Origin of the sequence: Halorhodospira halophila, from assembly GCF_016653405.1 — a bacterium.
Classification (GTDB): domain Bacteria; phylum Pseudomonadota; class Gammaproteobacteria; order Nitrococcales; family Halorhodospiraceae; genus Halorhodospira; species Halorhodospira halophila_A.
Genome location: NZ_NHSN01000004.1, coordinates 14096 through 37976, shown reverse-complemented (window position 1 = coordinate 37976; position 23881 = coordinate 14096). Strand labels below are relative to the sequence as shown.

Annotated in this window: 23 protein-coding genes; 17 read left to right on the top strand and 6 right to left on the bottom strand. The window is 69.2% G+C overall.

Going from position 1 to position 23881, the window contains the following annotated elements; genetic code table 11:
• Positions 1 to 5 precede the first annotated feature (5 nt).
• The 4 genes from dnaX to CCR79_RS01540 are packed head-to-tail and all read left to right on the top strand — an operon-like array spanning position 6 to position 3007.
• The gene (gene dnaX, locus CCR79_RS01555; RefSeq protein WP_201167978.1) at positions 6 to 1673 is read left to right on the top strand and encodes a DNA polymerase III subunit gamma/tau; all 1668 of its coding nucleotides are present in this window, start codon (positions 6 to 8) and stop codon (positions 1671 to 1673) included.
• A gap of 24 nt (positions 1674 to 1697) precedes the next feature.
• Complete coding sequence (locus CCR79_RS01550) at positions 1698 to 2021, top strand: YbaB/EbfC family nucleoid-associated protein (protein ID WP_201167975.1); 324 nt, start codon at positions 1698 to 1700, stop codon at positions 2019 to 2021.
• Positions 2022 to 2031: 10 nt separating this feature from the next.
• The gene (recR, locus tag CCR79_RS01545; RefSeq protein WP_201167973.1) at positions 2032 to 2637 is read left to right on the top strand and encodes a recombination mediator RecR; all 606 of its coding nucleotides are present in this window, start codon (positions 2032 to 2034) and stop codon (positions 2635 to 2637) included.
• Positions 2638 to 2662: 25 nt separating this feature from the next.
• On the top strand, positions 2663 to 3007 hold the full coding sequence (locus CCR79_RS01540; RefSeq protein WP_201167970.1) for a histidine triad nucleotide-binding protein: 345 nt from the start codon (positions 2663 to 2665) through the stop codon (positions 3005 to 3007).
• A gap of 29 nt (positions 3008 to 3036) precedes the next feature.
• Here the strand turns inward: CCR79_RS01540 and CCR79_RS01535 are convergent, their stop codons facing one another.
• Positions 3037 to 4539: an HDOD domain-containing protein gene (locus tag CCR79_RS01535; RefSeq protein WP_201167967.1), complete on the bottom strand. Its 1503-nt coding sequence runs from the start codon at positions 4537 to 4539 to the stop codon at positions 3037 to 3039.
• 126 nt (positions 4540 to 4665) lie between these two features.
• Between CCR79_RS01535 and motA the strand changes: the two genes are divergently transcribed.
• Genes motA through CCR79_RS01515 form a run of 4 tightly spaced genes read left to right on the top strand, consistent with a single transcriptional unit; the run spans position 4666 to position 8051 of the window.
• Positions 4666 to 5538: a flagellar motor stator protein MotA gene (gene motA, locus CCR79_RS01530; RefSeq protein WP_201167964.1), complete on the top strand. Its 873-nt coding sequence runs from the start codon at positions 4666 to 4668 to the stop codon at positions 5536 to 5538.
• Between the two features lie 15 nt (positions 5539 to 5553).
• The gene (locus tag CCR79_RS01525; protein WP_201167961.1) at positions 5554 to 6603 is read left to right on the top strand and encodes a flagellar motor protein MotB; all 1050 of its coding nucleotides are present in this window, start codon (positions 5554 to 5556) and stop codon (positions 6601 to 6603) included.
• A gap of 59 nt (positions 6604 to 6662) precedes the next feature.
• Positions 6663 to 7214, top strand: coding sequence for an oligoribonuclease (gene orn / locus CCR79_RS01520; protein WP_201167959.1), 552 nt, complete (start codon positions 6663 to 6665; stop codon positions 7212 to 7214).
• An 18-nt stretch (positions 7215 to 7232) separates the two neighbouring features.
• The gene (locus CCR79_RS01515) at positions 7233 to 8051 is read left to right on the top strand and encodes a sulfurtransferase (protein ID WP_201167958.1); all 819 of its coding nucleotides are present in this window, start codon (positions 7233 to 7235) and stop codon (positions 8049 to 8051) included.
• Between the two features lie 84 nt (positions 8052 to 8135).
• Here CCR79_RS01515 and ppsA read toward each other — a convergent pair whose 3' ends face one another.
• Positions 8136 to 10508 (bottom strand): phosphoenolpyruvate synthase, encoded by a 2373-nt coding sequence (gene ppsA / locus CCR79_RS01510; RefSeq protein WP_201167956.1) that lies wholly within the window; start codon positions 10506 to 10508, stop codon positions 8136 to 8138.
• A 116-nt stretch (positions 10509 to 10624) separates the two neighbouring features.
• Here ppsA and ppsR point away from each other — a divergent pair, with 116 nt between their 5' ends.
• Genes ppsR through CCR79_RS01485 form a run of 5 tightly spaced genes read left to right on the top strand, consistent with a single transcriptional unit; the run spans position 10625 to position 14546 of the window.
• Positions 10625 to 11446, top strand: a complete 822-nt coding sequence (gene ppsR, locus CCR79_RS01505) for a posphoenolpyruvate synthetase regulatory kinase/phosphorylase PpsR (protein ID WP_201167954.1) — start codon at positions 10625 to 10627, stop codon at positions 11444 to 11446.
• A gap of 43 nt (positions 11447 to 11489) precedes the next feature.
• Positions 11490 to 11951, top strand: coding sequence for a DUF1249 domain-containing protein (locus tag CCR79_RS01500; protein ID WP_242510776.1), 462 nt, complete (start codon positions 11490 to 11492; stop codon positions 11949 to 11951).
• Between the two features lie 59 nt (positions 11952 to 12010).
• Positions 12011 to 12487: an Rrf2 family transcriptional regulator gene (locus CCR79_RS01495; protein WP_201167950.1), complete on the top strand. Its 477-nt coding sequence runs from the start codon at positions 12011 to 12013 to the stop codon at positions 12485 to 12487.
• A 17-nt stretch (positions 12488 to 12504) separates the two neighbouring features.
• Positions 12505 to 13017 carry a SixA phosphatase family protein gene (locus tag CCR79_RS01490; RefSeq protein WP_201167947.1) on the top strand — a complete coding sequence of 171 codons (513 nt, stop codon included), beginning with the start codon at positions 12505 to 12507 and terminating at the stop codon, positions 13015 to 13017.
• Positions 13017 to 14546, top strand: a complete 1530-nt coding sequence (locus tag CCR79_RS01485) for a Ppx/GppA phosphatase family protein (RefSeq protein ID WP_201167944.1) — start codon at positions 13017 to 13019, stop codon at positions 14544 to 14546. Before CCR79_RS01490 ends, CCR79_RS01485 begins: the two co-directional genes overlap by 1 nt.
• A 25-nt stretch (positions 14547 to 14571) precedes the next feature.
• On the opposite strand, the gene ppk1 is transcribed toward CCR79_RS01485, so the two are convergent.
• Entirely contained in the window at positions 14572 to 16659 is a 2088-nt protein-coding gene (gene ppk1 / locus CCR79_RS01480) for a polyphosphate kinase 1 (RefSeq protein ID WP_201167941.1), read from the bottom strand.
• A gap of 95 nt (positions 16660 to 16754) precedes the next feature.
• Between ppk1 and CCR79_RS01475 the strand changes: the two genes are divergently transcribed.
• Complete coding sequence (locus CCR79_RS01475; RefSeq protein ID WP_201167938.1) at positions 16755 to 17111, top strand: glutaredoxin family protein; 357 nt, start codon at positions 16755 to 16757, stop codon at positions 17109 to 17111.
• Between the two features lie 7 nt (positions 17112 to 17118).
• Here CCR79_RS01475 and CCR79_RS01470 read toward each other — a convergent pair whose 3' ends face one another.
• Positions 17119 to 18306, bottom strand: coding sequence for a lytic murein transglycosylase (locus CCR79_RS01470; RefSeq protein WP_201167935.1), 1188 nt, complete (start codon positions 18304 to 18306; stop codon positions 17119 to 17121).
• Between the two features lie 99 nt (positions 18307 to 18405).
• Here CCR79_RS01470 and CCR79_RS01465 point away from each other — a divergent pair, with 99 nt between their 5' ends.
• Positions 18406 to 19434 carry a quinone-dependent dihydroorotate dehydrogenase gene (locus CCR79_RS01465; protein WP_201167932.1) on the top strand — a complete coding sequence of 343 codons (1029 nt, stop codon included), beginning with the start codon at positions 18406 to 18408 and terminating at the stop codon, positions 19432 to 19434.
• Here the strand turns inward: CCR79_RS01465 and CCR79_RS01460 are convergent.
• Together CCR79_RS01460 and CCR79_RS01455 are read right to left on the bottom strand one after the other, a co-directional pair.
• The gene (locus CCR79_RS01460) at positions 19431 to 20291 is read right to left on the bottom strand and encodes a PilZ domain-containing protein (protein WP_201167930.1); all 861 of its coding nucleotides are present in this window, start codon (positions 20289 to 20291) and stop codon (positions 19431 to 19433) included. The genes CCR79_RS01465 and CCR79_RS01460 overlap by 4 nt on opposite strands.
• A complete protein-coding gene (locus tag CCR79_RS01455) occupies positions 20281 to 21579 on the bottom strand; it encodes a tetratricopeptide repeat protein (protein WP_201167928.1) in 1299 nt (432 codons plus the stop codon). Before CCR79_RS01455 ends, CCR79_RS01460 begins: the two co-directional genes overlap by 11 nt.
• A gap of 211 nt (positions 21580 to 21790) precedes the next feature.
• On the opposite strand from CCR79_RS01455, the gene CCR79_RS01450 reads away from it, so the two are divergent.
• The gene (locus CCR79_RS01450; RefSeq protein ID WP_201167926.1) at positions 21791 to 22426 is read left to right on the top strand and encodes an IS607 family transposase; all 636 of its coding nucleotides are present in this window, start codon (positions 21791 to 21793) and stop codon (positions 22424 to 22426) included.
• Positions 22413 to 23801, top strand: a complete 1389-nt coding sequence (locus CCR79_RS01445) for an RNA-guided endonuclease InsQ/TnpB family protein (protein ID WP_201167924.1) — start codon at positions 22413 to 22415, stop codon at positions 23799 to 23801. The genes CCR79_RS01450 and CCR79_RS01445 overlap by 14 nt, the downstream gene beginning before the upstream one ends.
• The last annotated feature ends 80 nt before the right edge of the window (positions 23802 to 23881 follow it).

Below are 23881 nucleotides of genomic sequence, written 5' to 3'. Positions count from 1 at the left end.
TCGGCATGACCTACCAAGCCCTTGCGCGCAAGTGGCGGCCACGCCGCTTCGAAGAGGTGGCCGGCCAGGAGCACGTCCTGCGCGCGTTGGCCAACGCCCTGGCCGATGGCCGTCTCCACCACGCCTACCTGTTCAGCGGCACCCGCGGGGTCGGCAAGACCACCGTGGCGCGCATCCTCGCCAAGTGCCTGAACTGCGAGCAGGGCATCACCGCCGAGCCCTGCGGCACCTGTGACAGCTGCCGCGAGCTGGACGCCGGGCGCTTCGTCGACCTGATCGAAGTGGACGCCGCCTCGCGGACCAAGGTCGAAGATACCCGCGAGCTTCTGGACAACGTCCAGTACGCGCCCACCCGCGGGCGGTTCAAGATCTACCTCATCGACGAGGTCCACATGCTCTCCAGCCACAGCTTCAACGCGCTGTTGAAGACGCTGGAGGAGCCCCCGGACCACGTGAAGTTCCTGCTGGCCACCACGGATCCGCAGAAGCTGCCGGTCACCGTCCTTTCGCGCTGCCTGCAGTTCCACCTGCGCCGTCTCTCCAGCACCCTGATCCGCGATCGGCTGCTGGGGCTGGCTGAAGAAGAGGGCGTGACGGTGGAGTCCGGCGCCGCCGCTCGCCTGGCCCGCGCCGCCGACGGCAGCCTGCGCGACGCCCTGAGCCTGCTCGACCAGGCGCTGGCCTTTGGCGAGGGGGCGGCCCGGGACGACGAGGTCGCGGCGATGCTCGGCGCCATCGAGCGCGACCACGTGCTGGCGGTGCTCACTGCCCTGGCCGATGACGATGGCGCGGCACTGATCGGTGCTGCCCGGCAGATGGCCGAGGCGGCGGCGGACTTCGACGAGGCCCTGGCCGAGCTGGTGGCCACGGTGCACAGCCTGGCCCTGGCGCAGCAGGTGCCCTCGGCCATCGGCGAGGACGAGCCCGAACGCGATCGGCTGCTGGCGCTGGCCGAGCGCATCGATGCCGAGGATCTGCAGCTCTACTACCAGATCGGCGTCAATGCCCGCCGCGATCTGCCCTACGCACCGGACCCGGCCACCGGCTTCGAGATGGCCCTGCTGCGCATGCACGCCTTCCGACCCGCCGAGACGGCGCCGCGGATCAGCGCACCAGCGGGCAGTGGTGGGGCGGCGGCCGGCGGTGGGGCCGGCCCGTCTGTGGCGAACGCGCCGCCCTCGGGAGCGGGGTTGGGTGCGGCCGCGCCCCGGGATGGGGCTCCGGCGTCGGCGCCGCCCCCGGCTGAAGGCGCGGAGGCGGGTCCGCAGCCGGCCAGCGACGACGAGGAGGGCGCGGCGCGCTGGACGCGGATCGTCGGCGAGCTCGACGGGCCGCTGCGCATGCTTGCCGGACAGTGCGAGTGGGTCGGCCGCGAGGGGGAGCGTGTTATCCTGCGGCTGGACGAAAGCCACGAATACCTGAACAATGCCGAGCGGCGCGAGCGGCTGCAGACGGCGCTGGGGCGGTTCTTCGGCGAGGCGATCACCCTGCGCATCGACATCGGCCCGACCCGGTGGACGCCGGCGATGGCCGAACGGCAGCAGACCCGCGAGCGCCAGGCCGACGCGGAGCGGGCCCTGGCCGCGGACCCCGGGCTGCAGGGGCTGTGCGAGGCCTTCGACGGCCAGCTCCACGGCGTGCGGCCGGCCGATGGCGAGAGCAATCATCCGTAAAGACGAGCATCGAGGTAGAAGGCGATGAAGGGCGGACTCGGCAATATCATGAAGCAGGCCCAGCAGCTGCAGGAGGACATGCAGAAGGCCCAGGAGGAGATCGCTGCCATGGAGGTCAGCGGCGAGGCTGGGGCCGGTATGGTCAAGGTGACCATGACCGGGCGCAACGAGGTGCGCAAGGTCGAGATCGACCCCTCGCTGTTCGAGGACGACCGCGAGATGGTCGAGGACCTGGTGGCGGCGGCGGTCAACGACGCCGTGCAGAAGGTCCAGCGCGAGAGCCAGGAGCGCATGTCCGGCATGGCCGAGGGCATGGGCCTGCCCCCGGGGATGAAGCTGCCGTTCTGATCGGCAGCCGATGAGCGTCTACTCGCCGCGGCTGCGCGAGCTGGTCGAGGGGCTGCGCCGTCTGCCCGGAGTGGGCACCAAGACGGCGCAGCGCATGGCGCTGCATCTGCTCCAGCGCGACCGTGACGGCGCCCGGCAGCTTGCCGCTGCGCTGCAGGGGGCGGTGGAGGGCGTTGGCCACTGCCCCGATTGCGGGCTGCTGACCGAGGAAGAGCGCTGCGGGCTCTGTGCCAGCCCGCAGCGCCGTCGTACGCTGCTTTGCGTGGTCGAGAGCAGCGCCGACGTCTTTGCCCTCGAGCAGGCCACGGATTTCCAGGGGCTCTACTTCGTCCTCGGCGGGGCGCTGTCGCCGCTCGACGGCATCGGCCCGGAAGAGCTCGGGCTGGATCGGCTGCAGCAGCGGCTGGATGCCGGCGAGGTCGAAGAGATCATCCTCGCCACCAATCCCACCATCGAGGGCGAGGCCACCGCCCACTACGTCCAGAGCCTGGCCGCCGAGCGCGGGGTGCGCACCACGCGCATCGCCCACGGGGTGCCCATGGGCGGCGCGCTGGAGCAGGTGGACCAGGGGACCCTCTCTCACGCTTTCATGGGGCGGCGGGATTACGAGGGCTGAGCATCGGCCGGAAAAGGAGGCACCGATGACCGACTGTATCTTCTGCAAGATCGTCGCCGGGGAACTCCCCGCGGAGATCGTCCACAGCGGCGAGCACGTGATCGCCTTTCGGGATCTCCATCCCCAGGCGCCGACCCACATCCTGATCATCCCGCGGCGCCACGTGCCGACGCTGCACGATCTGACCGCCGACGACGGCGAACTGCTCAACGAGATGTTCACCGCCGCCCGCACCCTGGCCGAGCAGGAGGGCCTCAGCGAGCGTGGCTACCGCACCGTCTTCAACTGCAAGGACGAGGGCGGGCAGGAGATCCACCACCTGCACCTGCACCTGCTCGGTGGCCGGCAGATGACCTGGCCGCCGGGCTGAGCGCCGCGGCCGCCGCCGCGGGTCGTGGGCTACAGCTCGCCGAGGCGCTGGCCGCCGAGGGCGCAGAGCCGCCGGAACGCCTGGAAGCTCGGCTCGTCGAGGGCGTTGTCGATGCGGTGGCGGTCGGCGTAGACCATCCCCTGCGGGCGGCCGTTGGCGAACACCGCGGCGAGGAAGGCCGAACGGCCGTCGGCGAGGGCGTGCAGGGGCTGCGGCACGCGGTGCCGGATCCGCTCGTAGCGCTGCGGCGTCAGCCACACCGCCGATGGCTTCGCCATCAGCTCCTGCAGGAGCGAGGGGCGGGCGAGGTCCACCCGAAAGCGGTGGAAGTTCGGGTCGCCGGCGGCGCCGAGGACGTACTGTCCGGCCAGGGTCTCGCCGTCCGGGAGCATCTGGGCGTAGAGCACGCGGCTCAGCCCCAGGCCGTCGTAGAGCCCGGTGAGGACCAGGTTGAGGATGCAGTCGCGGGGCGAGACGCGGCCCTGGCGGCGGCGCATCTGCGCCTCGGAGCGCGCGTAGTCGCGGTTCTCCAGTTCATGGCGCACCCGTTGGAAGACCTCGCGACGCGGCGCCAGGCAGACGCCGCCCTTGGCGGTGCCGTCGGAGAGGTAGGGGTTGTCGGAGGTCTCGCTGATCGGCGCGCGAGCCGGTTGTTCCGGCTCGTCCTCGTCCGTCTCGCCCAGCAGCGGGGCGAAGGTCACCGGTTTCCAGGGCAGCAGCTCGGCGGCCTCGGCGGCGCCGGCGGAGATCTCCGCCCGGGTGGCCTCGTCGTCGAGTTCGAGTAGCTCGGCGAGGGCGTCGAGCAGCGGCGGCATCTCCGGGTGGTGCCACCCCTGGCGGGCCAGGGCGGCCAGCCGGGTGGCCAGGCCCACCGCCCAGCTGCGCGGCGAGCGCGTGTCGGCGGCCAGCGCCTCGCTGGATTCGGCCACCAGGGCGGGCAGCTGCCACTGCTGGGCCAGGGCCAGGTTGAGTTCCCCCAGGGAGAAGCCCAGGGCGACGTACTCCGCCTCGGAGGCGTAGGCGGGCTCCGGCGCCATCTCGTGGATGGTGCGCATCACCCGGCCCTCGTCGTGGCTCCACATGACCAGCTCGGCGCTGTGGCGCAGCATCGCGGCGGTGTAGACCTCGTTGGGCAGCAGATCGGCGAGCTGCCACGCCCAGCGCCGGGCCTGGCAGGCGGCGTGGATGGCCCGCTCGCAGGTGAACAGGTAACCGCGGTAGTTGGCCCGGGTCAGGGCCGATTCGGCGCGGGGCAGCCCGTCGGCCACAGCGCGGACGTTGCGCACCCCGCGCAGGAGCACGGCCTCTTCCATGCTGTGCACGCCGGAGTCCAGGTGGCGCGAGGCGTGGGTATTGACGTCGCGGATCAGCCCGAGGACCAGGGCCGGGTCCACGTAGATCTGCGCGGCCAGATCGCGCGGCGGCAGCTCATAGTCCAGCGTGTGCCGGGGCAGGCGCGGCAGCCGCGGCTCGCCGATGGCCGCAACCCAGTCCTCCAGACGCCGCTGCGGGGATTCGGGATCCTTGTTCATGGCGTCATTGTAGGGCCCCTGAACGGCTCCGGGAATGGAAAGGGCGCTGCCCCGACAGGGTTGATCGGTTAGACTGGCGGCCACGGATCCTCCAGCCAGCAGCCACAGGGGGGCAGGCAGGCACACATGCTGGTTATCATTGGCGCTGCCATCGCATTCTTCTCGGTGATCGTCGGCTACACCGCCCACGGCGGCCCGCTGGCCATCCTCTGGCAGCCGTACGAGTTCCTGATCATCTTCGGCGCGGCCATCGGCGGCTTCCTGATCGCCAATCCGCTGAAGGTCATCAAGCGGGTGTTGAGCACCATCCCCAAGATCCCCGGCGGAGCGCCCTACGGGCGCGAGCACTACATGGATCTGCTCGCGCTGCTCTACGAGATCTTCCAGCGCGCCCAGCGCGACGGGCTGCTCTCCATCGAGGACGATGTGGACAACCCCCACGAGAGCGAGTTGTTCAAGTCCTACCCGCGCATCCTCAACGACCACGTGGCCCTGGAGTTCCTCTGCGACTACCTCCGTCTCATGGTGGGGGGCAACATGAACCCCTTCGAGATGGAGAACCTCATGGACGTGGAGATCGAGTCCCACCACAAGGAGGCGTCGCACCCGGCGGCCGCGGTGAACAAGGTGGCCGACGCCATGCCCGGGTTCGGCATCATCGCCGCGCTGCTCGGCGTGGTCATCGCCCTCGGTTCTTTGGACGAGGACGTGATGACCATCGGCGGGTTGGTGGCCTCGGCGCTGGTCGGCACCTTCACCGGCATCTTCGCCGGTTACGCCTTCGTCGGCCCGCTGGGCCAGGCCATGGAGCACCGGGCGCAGGAGCAGACCAAGTTCCTGGAGACCATTAAGCTGACCCTTTTGGCCGTGCTCAACGGCTACAAGCCGGTGGTGGCGGTGGAGTTCGGCCGCAAGGCGATGTTCGAGGCGGAGCGACCGACCTTCTTCGAGCTCGAGGAGCACGTGAAGATGCAGGCCGCCCGCAGTCAGGACGCTTAAGGGCAGCCCCGGGGCATGGTCGAGGAGAACAAGACCCGCCCGGTCGTCATCAAGAAGGTGGCGAAGCACGGCGAGGAGCACCACGGCGGCTCGTGGAAGATCGCCTTCGCCGACTTCATGACGGCGATGTTCGCCATCTTCCTGGTCCTTTGGCTGCTGCTCGCCCTGGACGATGATCAGCGCAAGGGCATCGGCCAGTACTTCCGGGATCCGCAGGCGGCCCATCCGCCGGCGGCCCGCGACGTGATCGACTTTGAGGGCGAGCGCCGCGCGCCCATCGACCTGGAGGGCATGCCCCTGGGCGAGGGCGGGTTCATTCGGGCCGAGGAGATGCAGGATCTGGCCGAGCGCTTCCAGGATGCGGTGATGGACGACCCGGACCTGGCCGAGTACGCCGATCAGATCATGCTCGATATCACCGACGACGGTCTGCGCATCCAGCTGGTCGACCACGACGGTCGGCCGATGTTCGAACTCGGCAGCGCCGACCCCAAGGACCACACCGAGGAGATCCTCCGTGCCCTGGCCGGTGTGCTCGAGGAGGTGCCCAATCCGGTCTCGCTCTCCGGTCACACCGACGCCCGGCCGTTTGCCCGGGACGACTACGACAACTGGTCGCTGTCCACCGACCGGGCCCATTCCGCTCGGCAGACGCTGGTCGACGGGGGGCTGCCCGCGGGGCGCATCGGCCAGGTGGTCGGCTACGCCGATACCATCCCCGCCGACCCGGACGACCCCCGGGCCGACATCAACCGCCGCATCTCCGTCGTCCTGCTCAGCCGCGCGGCGGTGGCGAGCATCGCCGAGCGCGAGCGGCGCATGGACCCCGATGAGCACGCCCTGGATGCCCTGCCGCGCCGGCCGCGGGAGCTGCTGACCCCGGAGGAGCGGCGGATCGAGCAGGGGCTCGACGACGTCGAGGAGACGGTCCCGGAGGTCGATGAGGATGAGGCGGCGGAGGCCGACGGCGAGGCCGAGGAGGCGCCGGACGACGACGGGGAGGAGGCGGGCCCCGAGGTGGAGATGCCCGACCTGGAGCCCCCGGCCGAGCCGGAGACCTGGTGACGCCCGGGCTCGGCGCCGATGCTAGACTGAACCACTCACGCGCAGGCGAGAGCACACGTATGGGTTTCTCTGAATGGAATCTGATCTGGATCGATCTTGAGATGACCGGTCTGGATCCGAGTCGCGACCGGATCATCGAGATCGCGGTGGTGGTCACCGACAGCAACCTCGACACCCTGGCCGAGGGACCGGTGTTGGCCATCCACCAGGATCGATCCTTGCTCGACGGCATGGACGAGTGGAACACCCGCCAGCACGGCCGCTCGGGGCTGACCGAGCGGGTGCGGGCCAGCACCGTGACTGAGGCGGAGGCCGAGGCGCAGGTTCTGGCCTTTCTCCGGCAGCACGTGCCGCCGCGGACCTCGCCGATGTGCGGCAACAGCATCTGCCAGGACCGGCGTTTCCTGGCGCGCTGGATGCCGGAGCTGGAGGCGTACTTTCATTACCGGCACATCGACGTCAGCACGCTCAAGGAGCTGGCCCGGCGTTGGGCGCCGGAGGTGGCCGAAGGGGTGCGCAAGTCCGGCAACCACCTGGCCCTGGACGATGTCCGCGACTCGATCAACGAGCTGCGCCACTACCGGCGCGAGTTCCTGCGCATGCCGGCCTGACGCCGGCGGGAGGGGAGGATGCTGCTGCTCGATCCGGGCGATCTGCAGACCCTGCGCGAGCGCGAACCGGTGCTCGTGGTGGATGTCGGGGACGACGACGGCCGCTACCGGCAGACGCACATCCCGGGGGCGGTGCACCTGCCCTACGGCCACCTGACGCGCGCCGAGCCGCCGGCGATGGGGCTGGTCCCCGACGCCGCGGTCCTGGGCAAACGCCTGGGCGCGGTGGGGATCGACGACTCGGTCACGGTCATTGCCTATGACTCCGACGGCGGGGGGCGGGCGAGCCGCCTGCTATGGACGCTGGATCTACTCGGTCATCCCCGCCATGGGTTGCTCAACGGTGGTCTTCAGGGGTGGCTCGCCGAGGAGGGGCCGGTGGAAGGCAGCGCGGTGGCACCGCAGTCGTGCAGCTACTCGGCGCAGATCCGCCATCCCGAGTGCCTGGTCGACCGCGACTGGGTGCTGGCGCACCTGGACGACCCATCGGTGACGCTCATCGACGCCCGGTCCCGGGGGGAATACACCGGTACCGACGTCCGCGCCCGCCGGGGTGGTCACATCCCGGGGGCGGTGCACCTGGACTGGCAGGCGCTGATGGATCCCGAGGATCCGCCGCTACTGCGCCCGGCGCCGCAGGTGCAGCAGCTGCTGCACGAGCGCGGCATCGACGACCCGCGGCAGGAGCTGGTGGTGCACTGCCAGACCCACCACCGCTCATCCCTGACCTACGTGGTGCTGCGCGCGCTGGGCTACCAGCGGGTGCGCGCCTACGCCGGCTCCTGGTCGGAGTGGGGCAACGATCCGGAGCTGCCGGTCCGCGAGGGCGGCCCGTAGCAGTGCATCGCAGCGGGTAACCGTGGGGAAGGGCGGACCGGGGAGGGGCGCCGCCGCCCCCCGGTCCGTGGGAGGAGCAGCGCCTTACTGCTCCTTGCCCGCCAGATACAGCCAGGTCTCGACGACCGTATCCGGGTTCAGGGAGACGCTCTCGATGCCCTCGTCCATCAGCCACTGGGCCAGGTCGGGGTAGTCCGACGGGCCCTGGCCGCAAATGCCGACGTACTTGCCGTGGCGGCGGCAGGCCTGGATGGCCATGGAGAGCATGCGCTTGACCGCCTCGTTGCGCTCGTCGAACTGATCGGCGATGACACCCGAGTCACGATCCAGTCCAAGGGTCAACTGAGTCAGGTCGTTGGAGCCGATCGAGAAGCCGTCGAAGTGCTCCAGGAACTCGTCGGCGAGCACGGCGTTAGAGGGCAGCTCGCACATCATCATGACCTTCAGGCCGTCCTTGCCGCGCTCCAGGCCGTTCTCGGCAAGCAGGCGGATGACCTGCTCGGCCTCGGCGGTGGTGCGCACGAAGGGCACCATCAGCCAGACGTTGTCCAGGCCCATCTCGTCTCGGACCCGGCGCAGGGCGCGGCACTCGAGCTTGAAGCACTCCTGGAAGTCGGGGCTGATGTAGCGCGAGGCGCCCCGGAAGCCGATCATCGGGTTCTCTTCGTGCGGCTCGTACTTCTCGCCACCGATGAGGTTGGCGTACTCGTTGGACTTGAAGTCCGACATGCGCACGATCACCGGCTTCGGGTGGAAGGCGGCGCCGAGCATGGAGACCCCCTCGGCGAGCTTGTCCACGTAAAACTCCTCGGGGTTCTCGTAGCCGGCCGTCTGCGAGCGGATGACCCGCTTGATCGACTCCTCCTGCTGATCGAACTCGAGCAGCGCCCGGGGGTGGATGCCGATCATCCGGTTGATGATGAACTCCACGCGGGCGAGGCCGACGCCCTCGTTGGGCAGGAACTGGAAGTCGAAGGCGCGGTCCGGGTTGCCGACGTTCATCATGATCTTGAACGGCAGATCCGGCATGTCGGACAGGGAGACCTCGCGGACCTCGAAGTCCTGCTTGCCCTCGTAGACGTAGCCGGTGTCGCCCTCGGCGCAGGAGACGGTGGCGTCGATGCTATCCGGGATGGTCTCGGTGGCATTGCCGCAGCCGACGATTGCCGGGATGCCGAGCTCGCGGGCGATGATCGCGGCGTGGCAGGTGCGGCCACCGCGGTTGGTGACGATCGCCGCCGCGCGCTTCATGATCGGCTCCCAGTCCGGGTCGGTCATGTCGGTGACCAGCACGTCGCCTTCCTGGACGCGGTTGATCTCACTGACATCCTGGACGACGCGGGTGGGGCCGGCGCCGATGCGCTGGCCGATGGCACGACCCTCGGTCAGCACCTGGCCGCGATCCTTGAGGTGGTAGCGCTCGAGCACCTGGCCGCCGTCCCGGCTTTTCACCGTCTCCGGGCGGGCCTGGAGGATGTAGAGCTGCCCGTCCTCGCCGTCCTTGCCCCACTCGATGTCCATGGGGCGGCCGTAGTGCTTCTCGATGATCACCGCCTGGCGGGCGAGATCCTCGATGTCGGCGTCGTTGAGGCAGAAGCGCATGCGGTCGGACTCGGGGACGTCGACGGTCTCGACGGTCTTGCCGTGCTCGGTGCTGCCCGAGTAGACCATCTTGATCGCCTTGCCGCCGAGGTTGCGGCGCAGGATGGCCGGGCGGTTCTGCTCGAGGTTGGGCTTGTAGACGTAGAACTCGTCGGGGTTGACCGCGCCCTGGACCACCGTCTCGCCCAGGCCCCAGGAGGCGGTGACGAAGACGGCCTCACGGAAGCCGGACTCGGTGTCCATGGTGAACATCACGCCGGAGGCGCCGATATCGGAGCGCACCATGCGCTGGATGCCCGCCGAAAGGGCCACCTGCTCGTGGTCGAAGCCGTGGTGGACGCGATAGGCGATGGCGCGGTCGGTGAATAGAGAGGCGAAGACGTGGTGGATGGCCTCGCGGATGCCGTCCAGGCCGCGGACGTTGAGGAAGGTCTCCTGCTGACCGGCGAAGGAGGCATCCGGCAGGTCCTCGGCGGTGGCCGAGGAGCGCACGGCGAAGGAGGCCTCGCCCGGGTGCTGCGACTCGAGCTTCTCGTAGCCGGCGCGGATGGCGGCGTCGAGGCTCTCGGGCAGGGGCGCGTCGAGGATCATCTGGCGGATCTTCGCGCCGGTGGCGGCGAGCTGCTCGACGTCGTCGACATCCAGCCCCGCCAGCGCGTCACGGATCCCCGAGCGCAGGTTGTTGGCGTCGAGGAACTCCCAGTACGCCTTCGCCGTGGTGGCGAACCCGCCCGGGACACGGACGCCCGCCTTGGCGAGGTTGCTGATCATCTCGCCGAGGGAGGCGTTCTTGCCGCCTACCTGGTCAACATCGCCCATGCCAAGGGCGTCGAACTCCACTACGTAATCTTGCAAGGCTGTGCTCCCCTGAAGCGTCACAATGGCCGTGCTCGCGGTGCTGCGTGCCGCGGCCGGCGGTCTTGGTCTAAGATGGCCCGCCGACACATGGCCGCAACGGGACCGACCCACCGATGACTGATGTGCGCAGGGTTTTCTTTGTCTCCGATCGTACCGGGATCACGGCCGAGGCCCTCGGCCACTCGCTGATGACCCAGTTCTCGGTCACCACCGAGCAGGCCACGATCCCCTTCGTCGAAACGGTGGAGCGGGCACGGGCGGCGTTACGCCGGATCACGGCGGCATCCACCGAGGATGACCATCCGCCCATTGTCTTCTCCACCATCATCGACCCGGAGGTGCTCGCCGTCCTGCGCGGGAGCGAGCACATTGTCCTCTTCGATTTCTTCGACACCTTCATCGCGCCGCTCGAACGCGAGCTGGAGGTGCCGTCGAACCATGTCATCGGCCGGTCGCACGGAATCGCGGATGATAGCACGTACGATGTGCGGATCGATGCCATGAATTTCGCACTGCACCATGACGACGGCGCCACCCATCAGCACTACGGCCGCGCCGACGTCATCCTGGTGGGGGTCTCGCGCAGCGGGAAGACCCCGGCATCGCTCTATTTGGCGCTGCAGTTCGGCGTCTACGCCGCCAACTACCCGCTCACCGACGACGACCTGATCGCCACTCGGCTGCCCCGGGCGCTGGTCTCGCACCGCGAGAAGCTCTTCGGGCTGACCATCGACCCGGACCGGCTGCACCAGATCCGCAGTGAGCGTCGCCCCAACAGCCGCTACGCCGAGCTGCGCCAGTGCGAGTACGAGGTGGCGCGCGCCGAGGCGATGTTCCGCCGCGAGGGGATCCCCTATCTGGACATCACCACCATGTCCATCGAGGAGATCTCTTCGACGGTGATCCATCAGCACGCGCTGACCCGGCGCGTCTAGGCCATGGGTTTGCTGCGCGGCGGGGCATGTTATGCTCGCGCGCATGGTTCAGGAAGCCTCCGCCACGCACCGAGCCCTTGAGGCGAAACCGCGCACCTTCGCGGCGCTCATGGAGCTCTACGAGACGAACTACATCTACATGCGCCGCCTGGTGCCCGATCTGGAACGGGCGGATGCCGAGCGCGAGATTTCCTTCTCGCGGGACGGCGTGGCGCTTCGTCTCGAGGTGCTCGAACGCAGTCGCTACACCACCACCGTCCTCCTGACCCACCGCTTCGCATCCGGCTGCGGGGCCGAATCGCTGCCGGAGCTGACCGTGCGGGTCTACCACGACGCCCGAGTGGCCGAGGTGATGGCCACCGGCGGGCGTACGGTGCGCGATCCGGCCGGCAGCCTGGAACAGCGCTGGGTCAGCAATCGGTTCCTGAGTCGCTGGCTGCGGTTCAGCCTGGGCGAGGGGCACGGATTTCGCCTGCAGTCCGGGAGTTCGACGGATCGACCTTGACCGGACGCAATCCGGCCGCTATAACCAGAGATACCCCCCATCTTGTTAAGGAATTGGCTATGCGCTTGTCGACGAAAGGGCGTTACGCGGTCACTGCGATGATGGAGCTGGCCCTCAACAGCGAGAAGGGGCCGGTGACCCTCGCGGAAATCTCCCACACCCAGGGCATCTCGCTGTCGTACCTGGAGCAGCTGTTCGCGCGCATGCGTCGCGACGGGCTGGTCGTCGGGGTGCGCGGCCCCGGCGGCGGCTACCGCCTGGCGCGTCCGGCGGGCGAGATCTCGGTGGCGCAGATCATCACCGCAGTGGATGAAGGCACGGCCCAGGGGCAGAGCGTTGGTGAGGGAGGCGCCGACGACGACCGCTGCCTGACCCACGACCTGTGGGTCGACCTGAGCCGGCAGATCTACGACTTCCTCAACGGCATCACCCTCGAGCAAATGGCCCGCGACGCCGGCGTGCGCGAGGTGGCGGAGCGCGTCGGCTCCGGTGATCGCGACGTGGGGCGCGGCGACCGCTCCTCGTCGGTGGCCTGAGTCGTACGGGAGTCTCCATGGGTCCGGTCCTGGTGGTTCGGCATGCCATTGCCGAACCCCGCGACCAGGCCCCCGACGGCAGGGATCGGACCCGCCGCGTCTCGGATCAGGGGCAGCGGGTCATGCGTCGGGCGGCGCTGGGGCTGCGGCGGGTGGTCGAACACCTGCCGCTGGTGGCGCACAGCCCGCTGACCCGTGCCGTGCAGACCGCAGCCATCCTGGATGCCGCCTTCCCCGAGTCTACTGCCCGGCGCGAGCTGGCTGCGCTGGCCCCCGGCGGGGATCCCGCGGCCATCTTCCAGTGGCTGGCCGGGATCGATGAGACGCCGGTGGCCCTGGTGGGCCACGAGCCCGATCTCGGCTGCTGGGTCGGGCACGCCCTGATCGGCTCGCCGGTCTCCTTCCTCGCCTTCCCCAAGGCGTCCGTCTGTCTGCTTGACTTCCCCGAGGGGGCGGCCCCCGGTGCGGCGCGGTTGATCGGTCACTATCCTCCCCGGGTACTCAGCGACCTGTCGGAGGTGGCGCAGTGATGCACGATGAGCAGGTGATCGCGGCGGTTGATCTGGGTTCGAACAGCTTCCACATGGTGGTCGCGCGCATCGATCCGGCCACCCGTACCCTGCGCGTCATCGACCGGCTGCGCGAGACGGTTCGCCTGGGCTCCGGGCTGGAGCAGGGGCAGAAGCGTCTGAGCGAGGCCGCCCGGGAGCGTGCCCTGGCGTGTCTGGCCCGCTTCGGGGACCGGCTGCGCCGCCTGCAGGCGCAGCAGGTGCGGGCGGTGGGTACCAACACCCTGCGCCGCGCGCGCGATGCCGCCGATTTCATGCAGGAGGCCGAGCACGCCCTGGGCCACCCCATCGAGGTGGTCTCGGGCTACGAGGAGGCGCGCCTGATCTACCTCGGGGTGGCCCACAGCCTCGGTTTCGATGAGCACCGCCGATTGGTGGTGGACATCGGCGGGGGCAGCACCGAGCTGATCCTGGGCCGCGGTCCCCGGGCCGAGCAGATGGAGAGCGTCCATCTCGGCTGTGTGTCACTGACCGGGCGCTGTTTCGCCGACGGTCGCATCACCGAGCGGCGGTTCCGGGAGGCGGGGGTTCTGGCCCGCCTCGAACTCGGGCCGGTGGAGGGGGCCTTTCGGGCGCCGGCCTGGCAGGGTGCGGTAGGCGCCTCCGGGACCGTGCGCGCCGCGGCGGACGCCTGCGCCAGCCGGGACTGGTCGCCGCCGGGGTGGATCACCGCCGAGGCGCTGGGCCGACTGCGCCGGCTGGCGGTGGAGGCCGGCGATGCGGAAGTCCTGGGCGAGTGGCTGGGCCTGTCCGGCGACCGCCGGCAGGTCTTCCCGGCTGGGCTGGCGGCGCTGTGCGCCGTCTTCGAGGCGCTGGGCATCGAGCGCATGGAGGTTGCCGACGGCGCCATGCGCGAGGGGGTGATGCACGACCTGGCGGGCCGGCTGGGCATGCTTCAGCACAGCGAAGACGCCCGGGCCAACACGGTGGCGGCGCTGCGCCGGCGCTACTCGGTGGAGTCGGGACAGGCCGACCGGGTGGCGGCGACGGCGGCCACGCTGCTGGAGCAGGCGGCGCCTAGCTGGGGGCTGGTCGATCGCTTCTACCATGACATCCTGGACTGGGCCGCGCAGCTCCATGAGATCGGCCTGGACATCTCCCACGCCCAGTACCACAAGCACGGCGCCTACATCCTTCGCAATGCGGACATGGCCGGCTTCTCCCGCCAGGAGCAGCAGCTGCTGGCCCTGTTGGTGCGGGTCCACCGCCGCAAGCTCGCCCGCGGGCAGCTGAAGGCCCTGCCGCAGCGGTGGCTGGATACCGGCAAGCGGCTGGCGGTGGTGCTGCGCCTGGCCGTGCTGCTTCACCGCGGCCGGGCCGACGGCAGCGTGCTCGAGCCACGGGTCGAGCCGCTGGGCGACGGCATGCGCCTGTGGTTCCCGGCGGGGTGGTTGGCCGACAATCCTCTGCTGCAGGCCGATCTGGCCCAGGAGCAGCGCTACCTGGAGCGCGCCGGCATGACCCTGGAGCTGGCCGAGTCGGCCGGCTAGGGCGGCGCCGGCGCGCGGGCCAGGTTTAGGCGTCCTCGGCGAGGTGGGCGAGCAGGGCCTGTTGGGCACTGAACGGGGTCTCTTCATCGCCCTCCGGCCGGGCGCGCACGTAGGAGCCGTCCGCCTGGAGCAGCCACGCCTGCTGGGTATCCGCCAGGTAGTAGGCCAGGTCCTTGCCGATGCGCTCACGCGCCTCCCGGTCGTCGATGGGGAAGGCGGTCTCCACCCGGCGGAAGAAGTTGCGATCCATCCAGTCGGCGCTGGCGCCGTACATCTCCGGGGTTCCGGCGTTCTCGAAGTAGAAGACCCGGGTGTGCTCGAGGAAGCGGCCGACGATCGAGCGCACGCGGATGTTCTCCGAGACCCCGGGCAGCCCGGGGCGCAGGACGCACATGCCGCGGACGATCAGGTCGATCTCCACCCCGGCCTGCGAGGCCCGGTAAAGGGCCTGGATGGCGCGCGGCTCGGTCAGGGCATTGAGCTTGGCGATGATCCGTCCGCCGCGACCTGCGGCGGCGTGCTCGGCTTCGCGCTCGATGCGGGCGAGCACGCCGTCGTGCAGGGTGAACGGGGCCTGGAGCAGGCGGTGCAGATCCTTGAACCGACCCAGGCTGGTCAGTTGCAGGAAGACGCTGCGCACGTCCTCGCCGATGCGCCGGTCGGCGGTCAGCAGGCCGTAGTCGGTGTAGAGCCGTGCGGTGCGCGAGTGGTAGTTGCCGGTGCCGAGGTGCACGTAGTTGCACAGGCGGCCGCCCTCGCGCCGGACGATGAGCATCATCTTGCCGTGGGTCTTGTAGCCCACTACTCCGTAGACCACGTGCGCGCCGGCCTCCTGGAGGCGGTTGGCCAGGCGGATGTTGTCCTGCTCGTCGAAACGCGCACGCAGCTCCACCACCACCGTGACCTCCTTGCCGGCGCGGGCGGCGCGGACCAGATTGTCGACGATGGCCGAATCGGGGCCGGTGCGGTAGAGCGTCTGTTTGATGGCCAGGACGTTGGGGTCCTGGGCGGCCTGGCGGACCAGGTCGACCACCGGCAGGAAGGATTGGAAGGGGTGGTGGAGGAGGATGTCCCGCTGCCGGATGGCCTTGAACAGGTCGGTCCCGGTGCTCAGCACCGCGGGCAGCCCCGGTGTGAACGATGGGTACTTGAGGTCGGTGCGGTCGACCAGGTCGTAGACGGCCATCAAGCGGTTGAGGTTCACCGGGCCGTCCACCTGGTAGAGGTCGTCGCGGCCGAGTTCGAACTCCTCGAGGAGGAAGTCGGCCATGGCGTCCGGGCAGTTGGCTGCCACCTCCAGGCGCACGCCCTGGCCGTAACGGCGCTGCGGCAGCTCGCCCTCCAGCGCGCGCATCAGGTCGTCGACCTCCTCCTCGTCGACGAAGAGATCGCCGTTGCGGGTGACGCGGAACTGGTAGCAGCCGCGCACCGTCATGCCCGGGAACAGGTCGTTGACGAAGGCGTGGATGACCGAGGAGAGGAAAACGAAGTCATTCGGGCCGCCGCCGTCGATCTCCGCCGCCGGCAGCTGGATGATCCGGGGCAGGGCGCGGGGCGCCTGAACGATGGCGTAGCCGGTGTTGCGACCGAAGGCGTCCTTGCCCTCGAGCGAGACGATGAAGTTGAGGCTCTTGTTGAGCACCTTGGGGAACGGATGCGCCGGGTCCAGGCCGAGGGGGCTGAGGATGGGCAGCAGCTCGGTCTCGAAGTAGTGGCGCAGCCAGTCGCGCTGTGCCTCGCTCCAGTCCTGGCGGCGTACGAAGTGGATCGACTGCTCGGCCAGCGCGGGGATCAGCTGCTCGTTGAGCACCCGGTACTGCTCGTGGACGATCTCGTGGGCCACTGAGCCGGTGGCGCGCAGCACCTCCTGGGGGCTGCGGCCGTCGGCCTCGGTCTGCACCGAGCCGAGCTCCGCCCGCTGCTTGACGCCGGCCAAGCGGATCTCGAAGAACTCGTCCATGTTGGTGCTGAGGATGCACAGGAACTTGAGCCGCTCGAGAAGCGGTACGCTCGGATCCCTGGCCTGTTCCAGGACCCGGCGGTTGAACTCGAGGAGGCTGAGCAGGCGGTTGTTGTAGAGCTCGGGCTGTTTGAGGTCGGTCGGTTCTTGCATGCCTTCTACGCTAGCAGAATCCGCCTCTGGGCGGTTTTTCGATTCTATGACATCCTGCGAATGTGAAGCCCGACAACCATCGAGGAGCGACGATCATGAGCGACGAGCGCCCCGCAGCGGACCCCAGCGAGGACCCCGGCGAGCAGCGCCGCCTGCAGCGTCGGATCGACCGCGCGGTGGCGGGGCTGGTGCTCTATGAGCGGTCATGGTGCCCGTTCTGCATGCGGGTCAACATGACCCTGCGCAGCCTCGGCATCGAGCTGGAACGCCGCGATATCGGCCAGGATCCCCAGGCCGCTCGCGAGCTCGAGGAGCACGGTGGCAAGCGCATGGTGCCCTGCCTCTACATCCCCGACGGCGGCGACGGACAGTGGCTCTACGAGTCGGGGGATATCGCCGCCTACCTGCGCGCACTGGTCGAGGAGCTCGGCCCCGACGGGCGCGACGGGTGAGCGGGGGTCAATCCGCCTTTTCCAGGAGCCGGTCGCGGATCGCCTGGTCCGGGTAGCCGTCGGCCGGCAGCCCCCGATCCTGCTGATAGGCACGCAGCGCCGCGCGGGTCTGCGGGCCAAGGAGCCCGTCGACGGGGCCGGCGTCGAAGCCCAGCTCGTTGAGGACTTCCTGGATCTGGCGCAGTTCGTTGTGCCGCGGGGGCGGCTCGTCGGGGAAGTCCGCGCGCAGCGGCGGGGCGCCGTCGAGCCGGTCGGCGAGCAGGCCGACGGACAGGGCGTAGGAGACCGAGGCGTTCCAGCCCATGATGCGGCGGAAGTTCTCGTAGACCAGGAACGCCGGGCCGTTGCGTCCCATGGGCAGGAGCAGCGCGGCCGGGATGTCGCTTTCCGGCAGGTCGGACCCGTCGGCCCGACGCACGCCCAGCTGCTGCCATTCGTCCAGTGGTTGGGGGTCGTCCAGGCCCAGGTGCTCGAAGCCGAAGCCGTCGGCCAGCCTGACCTCGCGGCCCCAGCGTAGGCCGGGGCGCCAGCCCATGGACCGCAGGTAGTTGGCGCCGGAGGCGAGGGCATCGGCCACGCTGTCGCGTAGATCGATGCGCCCGGAGCCGTCGTAGTCCACGGCGTGCTCGCGCAGCGTGGTGGGCATGAACTGCGTGTGCCCCAGGGCGCCGGCCCAGGAGCCGCGCAGGCCGTCACGCGCGAGCTTGCCATCCTCCAGGAGCGCCAGCGTGGCGTCGAGCTGGTGGAAGAAGAAACGCGCCCGGCGGCCCTCGCAGGCGAGGGTGGTCATGGCGTCGATGATGGGCACCTCACCGAAGTAGCTGCCGTAGTGGGTCTCCATGCCCCACAGCGCCACGAGGTAGCGCGGCGGTACGCCGAAGTCGGCGTGGATCCGCCAGAGCAGTTCCCGGTGCTCGTCCATCATCGCCTCCCCGCGGTCGATGCGCTGATCCGTCAGCCGGGCGTCCAGGTACTCGCGGAAGGTCTGCACGAACTCCGGCTGCTCGCGGTCGAGCTCGAGGATGCGCTCGAGCTGCTCGACGTCGGCGAAGGTCTCCTCGACCACCGCGGCGTCGCGGCCCTGCTCCTTGAGATCGGCGCGCAGGTTGGTGACGCACTGCTCGAAGTCGTCGGCGAGGACGGGGGCGGTCAGGCACACCGCCATGAGCATCGGCCAGCGGGGGGGGCGCGGCATGGTCTCGATTCTTCCAGGCTGAACGGGGCCCCTCACAGGGCGTTGCGTGCAGTGTAAGATAGCGCCGCCAACCGGTCGACCGCTGCTGCGAGGAGTCCGATGTACGCCCTGATCCGCCGTCTGCTATTCCGGCTCGAACCCGAGCAAGCCCACCGCGTGAGCATGCGACTCGCCCGCCTGGGTCTGCGTATCGCCGCTGTGCCCGGGGTGCGGGGCCTGCCCGCGGTGCCCCGACGGGTGATGGGGATCGATTTCCCCAATCCGGTCGGTCTGGCCGCCGGCTTCGACAAGGACGGCGAGTACATGGACGTACTCGAGAAGCTCGGTTTTGGCTTCCTGGAGCTGGGGACGGTTACCCCGCGCGCGCAGCCGGGCAATCCGCGCCCCCGGGTCTTCCGGATCCCCGAGCACGAGGCCCTGATCAACCGCATGGGTTTCAATAATCAGGGCGCCGAGCCGCTCGCCCGCCGGCTCGAAGTCTCGCAGCACCGTGGTGTGATCGGTATCAATATCGGCAAGAACCGGGATACGCCCCCCGAGCGGGCCGTAGAGGACTACGCCCTGGCGCTGGGAATGGTCTACGGGGTGGCCGACTACGTGGCAATCAACCTCAGCTCGCCGAACACCCCGGGGCTGCGCGATCTGCAGCATGAGGGCGCGCTTCGCAACCTCCTCGATCGCCTCCAGACCGAGCGCAAGCGCCTGGCCGAATTCCACGACAAGCGGGTGCCCCTGGTGGTCAAGATCGCCCCGGATTGGGATGCCGGGGAGCTGGATGCCACCTTGGATATCCTGCTCGAGCGCCGGGTGGACGGCATCGTGGCCACCAATACCACGCTGGGGCGCCCCGGGGTGGGCCGGGATCCCCGGGGCCGCGAGAGCGGCGGGCTCAGCGGGGCGCCGTTGCGCGAGCAGGCTGAGCGCGTCCTTGAGCAGGTGGCGGCCCGGCGCGAGCGGCGTACGGCCCTGATCGCCGCCGGGGGGATCTGCTCCGGCGAGGACGTGAGCCGGCGCCTGGATCTGGGCGCCGATCTGGTCCAGCTTTATACCGGCATGATCTACCGCGGACCGGGTCTGGTGCAGGAGGCCGTACGTGCCGCCGCCCGGCACGCCGGTCAGCCCGGCTAGGGGGCGTCGTCGGGCCGACCGCTCTGCGGCTGCAGCCCGGCGATATAGATCATGACGTAGGCGTTGTGGTTGAGGTAGAGCCGGTGCTCGAGCTTCTTGATCGACTCGAGGTAGAGGCGGGTGCTCTCGGCGCCGAGGGCGTGGTTGAACAGCTCCAGGGGCAGCTCTGGCTCCATGGCGGCGCGGAACTCGTCGAGGTCGATGGCGTCGATGATGGGCGATGGCGGCTGCGCCGTATCATCGTTGCTCTGCGGGTCGAACTGCTCGAGGTAGGCCACGCTGCGCAGGATCCGCTGGCGGACGTCGCCGATAATCTCCTCCCGGAAGACGCGGTAGTCCCCGCCGCGCAGTTCGCTGACGCGTGAGAAGAGCGCCTCGAGGTGGCGCAGGTAGATCAGCACCCCGCGTTTGAGCAGCACCGAGTCGTGGACGATCCGCTGCGCCAGCGCCTCGGAGGTCTGGAAGCGGCCCAGGTCGATGCGGATCTCACGTGCGTCCAGGGCGATGTAGAGCGGATAGGGCAGGGGGGTACCGCTGGTCAGGGTGGCCCCGGCCCACTGACCGCCCTCCTCGGTGGACCAGCGTTGCCAGGCGACGTAGCCGCGGTTGAGGATGCGCTCGCCGAAACGAAAGGGGACGTGGAAGAAGATTTGGTCCCCCTCCCGAAGCCGCTCCCGGCTGGCCAGCCAGTCGGGCAGGAAGATCCCCAGCCCGCCGCTGCTGACGTCGTGCAGCAGGTATTGGAAGGGCTGCAGGGCCTCGCCGCGCGAGCCGAGGAACGGCAGGGCGATGGACTCGACCGGGCGGCGCAGTTCGCGCCGGGCGTCCATGGCCGCTCGGGCGCTTTCAGTCACCATGGGATCGTCCCTCCAACAGGGCGGCGGGCTCGCTGCGCATCCGTCGTAGCGGGTCCAGGGCCTCGGATGGCACCCCGGCATCGAGCCGCCAGTCCTCCTCCTTCCGGTACTCGGCGTGGACGCCGGCGTGCGGGCCGCGCCGGCGCTCCAGGTGCGCCAGGCGCTGCCCGGCCTGGGCGTGCCCCGGTGCCATCTCGAGCACGCGCCGGTAGGTGGCCCGTTCGGCGTCACATAGGCCGAGGGTGCACTCGATCTCGGACTGATCGAAGGCGGTCTCCAGGTTGTGGGGCTGGAAGCGTGCGGCACGCTGGAGGACGGCGAGGGCGGCCCGCGGCTGGCGGTCCTGGACCAGGGCCTTGGCGTGGGCCTCCTGGTGGACGGCCCGGTGCTCGGCGAGGGCCGGATAGTCCGGGTGGGCCGGTGCTGGCAGCGGCGCCTTCTCGGGCGCGGGCGTAATCAGCACGGGACGGGCCGAGGCCTCGTCCTCGGCGTCCGCGGTGCTATGTAGTTGGTTCAGCAAGGCGGCGTAGCGCTCCTTGGACTGCTTTCGATCCCCGGCCCAGCCCGCCACGCGCGCGGCCTCTACGGCGAAGGTCGGATCCGTCGGGTTGGCCTCGGCGAGGGTGTCGTAGAGTTCCAGGGCGCGCTCGTAGTCGCCCTGCCAGGACGCCAGCCGGGCCCGGGTCAGGCCGGCCTGGGTGGTATCGGGGAAGCGCTGCAGGATGGTGGCCAGGGGGTCCTCGGCCTCGGCCAGGGCGCCGCGGGCGATGAGCTGATCGGCGAGCAGGTAGCCCGCCCGGGTCAGTTCCGGCTCCAGCCTCAGGGCCCGGCGCGCGGCTGCCTCGGCGGCCTCGCGTTCGCCGCGGGCCGCGGCGTGTTCAGCGACCTTGAGGTAATCCCGGCCGCTGCGCGGGTCCGCCGGCGGCTCTGCAGTCAGGGGTTCCGGCTCCGGGTCGTCGGCCGGCCCGGGTGTCGCCCGGTGGGCCAGCCCTTCGAGGCGTGCCGATGCCCGGGCATTCCCGGGATCTGCCTCCAGGATGCGGGCGTAGTGGTGCTCAGCGGCGTAAGGCCGGCCCTGGGCCTGAAGGATGTCACCGAGCTGGCGCCGCAGTTCCTGGTCCCCGGGGGTCTCGTCGAGGAGCCCGCGCACGGCGTTTTCCGCGCCGTGGAGCACCCCGGAGGCGGTCAGCGTGGCGACGTAGAGCAGGTGTTCGGGGCGGCCCCGGAGGGGACGGAGGGCCCCCAGCAGGACCCGGGCCCGGCCGCTGCGCCCGAGTGCGAGCTCCACCCGGGCCTGCAGCAGGAGGCTCGCTCGCGTGCGCTCCGCGCCCGCCGGGAGGGAGGTCAGAAGGCCCGCGGCGGTCGCGTCATCCCCCATCCAATGCAGGAGTTGCGCTGTGTCGTAGACCAGTGTTGGGTCCTGCGGGGCTTTCAACTGATCGCAAAACCTCTATTATAGCCTATTGAACCTGTTTAATGCGATATGCCATAATTAGGTTATGGTGCCTATCAGCAAAGCCGCCAAGATCCTCGGCGTCTCCGTTCCCACGCTCTATCGCTGGGAGAAAGAGGGGCGGCTTCTGCCAGACAGCCACACCAAGGGCGGCCAGCGGCGTTACGACGAAGCACGTTTGAGTCGTTTGGCTGGCAAGTCGCACGCCGAGCGCACCGAAGACGCCGTCACCGTTGCCTACGCCCGTGTCTCCAGCTCGGATCAGCGCTCGGACCTAGAGCGCCAGAAGCAACTGCTCACGGACTTCTGCGGGGCGCGCGGATGGACGTTCGAGGTCATCGCCGATCTCGGCTCCGGGATGAACGACCGCAAAAAGGGGCTGCGCGGGCTGCTGTCGCGGCTGATCGACGGCAAGGTGGATCGCCTCGTGCTCACCCACAAGGATCGGCTTCTCCGCTTTGGCAGCGAGCTAATCTTCGCGGTCTGCGAGATGCGCAACGTCGAGGTGGTCATCATCAACCAGAACGAAGAGGCGTCCTTCGAGGAAGAACTCGCCCAGGATGTCCTTGAAATCATCACGGTGTTCAGCGCCCGGCTCTACGGTGCGCGCTCGCGCAAGAACCGGGCGATCATCGAGGGCCTCCAGAAGAGCGTTGCGGCGGCGGACAATGAGCATGGCTGAGGCTGCTACCAAGATCCGGCTGGAGGTCGAGGGCGATGTGGCTGCGCAACTCGACGGCCAGTCGCGGATCTGCAACTGGCTCTATAACCACCTGCTCGAGCGCGCCAACAACCTGCGCGCGCAATATCGACACACGCAAGACCCCGAGATCGGTGGGCTGCTCTACAGCAAACGCGGATTGCGGAACCTCCTTCCGCAGATCAAGGAGGAAAACCCCTTTATCAAGGTCGTACACTCCTCACCTTTGAAAAACGCCGCGCTGCGCGTCTCCGACAGCATCCGGCGCCACCAGGACGCACGGCACGGCCGCCGCAAGGGCGGCCCTGTGGGCTGGCCCCGGTTTCGATCCTGGCGGCATAGTGGGTGGTTTTCGCTGCTCTACGACGAGCCGAACAAGGGCTTCAGGATCCACGGCGAGCAGCTCACGCTCTCGCTGGGCAAGGATCGGAACAACCAACAACGCTATGTCGTCGTTCGGGCTCCGGGTGTGCAGAAAGCCCTCAAGGGCAAAACGGTCAACAACCTCCGCATCGTCAAGCAGCAGGGCGTGTTCTACGCCGTCTTCGGGGTTGATCGCCCTGTTCCCAAGCCGAAGGAAATCAACCACGCGATCGTCCTCGATCCGAACCACAAGAACCTCGCTTACGGCGTCGATTCGGAAGGCAACGCTGTCTCCATCGAGACGCCGTGGTGGCTCAAGATCCTGGATCGGCGAGCCGATGAGCTCCAGGCCAAACGTGACCGATGCTGCAAGCACTCGGTGCGCGTGCCGGTGCTCGACGCCGACGCTCAGGAGACAGGCCGCCACTACTGGCGGCCATCGAAGCGATGGATGCGCTATGATAAGGCCCTCCAGCGGGTGCTGGCGAAACGTCGAGAGCAGAGCAAGACGTACCTCGCCACCGTCGCCAACCGGCTGTATCGCCACTACGACTGGGTGGTGATTGGCGACTACACCCCGAAGGGCAACGGCATCACCACCGCCATGCGCCGGGCGATGAGTAATCGCTCGGTCATCGGGCAGTTCAAGGACACCCTCTCCTGGACGGCGCTCAAATCGGGCAAGCAGTTTTCGGTGTTCCAAGAACACCGGACGACACGGACTTGCTCCGAGTGTGGACACGCCGTCGAGGGAGGCATCGCCCCCGGCGTGGACGAGTGGGATTGTCCGTGCTGCGGTGCCCATCACCTGCGCGACGAGAACGCCGCGCGCAATGGATGGGCCGTGTTCCTGCGGGAACAGAAGCAAAACAACGGCGGCTTTCAGCCGCCAGTGCCTCGCTCAGGCCCCGCTGCCGTGCGGCAGCGGTGGACCTGGCGTGTCCGGCCTAGCGGGATCTACTCGCGGGGGTCGGGCTGGGCGTGCGACGCCTGAGCGCCAGGGAAAAACGCGGCTGTGGCCAGCAGCCGGGCCAGAACCCGTGAACAGGTTTGATCGGGTTTTGGCGAGCGGCA